This window comes from Dellaglioa sp. CoH-57-MRSF-19 (assembly GCF_056781975.1).
Genome location: NZ_JBXAXW010000049.1, coordinates 1 through 758 on the forward strand (window position 1 = coordinate 1; position 758 = coordinate 758).

General features: G+C 59.1%; 1 protein-coding gene. It reads right to left on the reverse strand.

What is annotated here, in order from left to right:
- Nucleotides 1–341: 341 nt before the first annotated feature.
- Nucleotides 342–584: a hypothetical protein gene (locus AC1RO3_RS08105; protein ID WP_481763946.1), complete on the reverse strand. Its 243-nt coding sequence runs from the start codon at nt 582–584 to the stop codon at nt 342–344.
- Between the last annotated feature and the right edge of the window lie 174 nt (nt 585–758).

Here is a 758-nt window from a genome sequence, read left to right on the forward strand (position 1 = left end):
GGCCATTCGTCCCGACGTTCCCCGCCGAAGTCTTGCGCGCATGCGTCCACGTAGCCCGGCGCGCTCAGCGCGGCATGTACGAGTGCCGCGGGTTCCGCGTAGAACGCGACGACGCCAGCCCGGACCTTAGCGCGGGCCTCGTCGTCAGCTTCAATATGCACCCCTTCGAATTCTTAGGTATCCGGCACGTCCGCCCAGATAGCGGCGACGATGAAATGATGAACGATCAAATCGATTTGCTTATCGGCCAATTGCATGGTGTTACTCCGTGTGTTTAGCGTTAGACCTATTGTATGCGGCCCGAATCGAGCCGTCAACAATAACCCTATCGCGAACGCGGATTAGAATTCGAGAGTGCCGAGCCCGATTAGGTAATGGGTTACGGCGTCGAATTCCGCGCGGTCAGCCCCGCCCGTGCGACTCATACGCGAGCAAGCATCCTCTTGGAGTGCTGCGCGCTCGTCGTCGGTCAGGTCGCGGAACAGTTCGTCAGCCATATCCGCGAACGTCTGACCCTGCGTGTTTGCGACACGCAACGAGTATTCACGCAACACGTTTTCAAATACTGCGGCGGTAATCGTCATTTTCTTTTCCTTTGGGTAAGTGGGTTACAGGTCGTGTTGATCGACGCGAGCGACGGCCAGCGCATGCCCTGCCGCGTCGTAGAGGCGTGCGACCGTATCGGTTGCGTCACTCAGCCTCCACGCGGCCGAATCGGTGCGCACGATATAGAGTCGCGCGTCGGACAGTGCGACGAT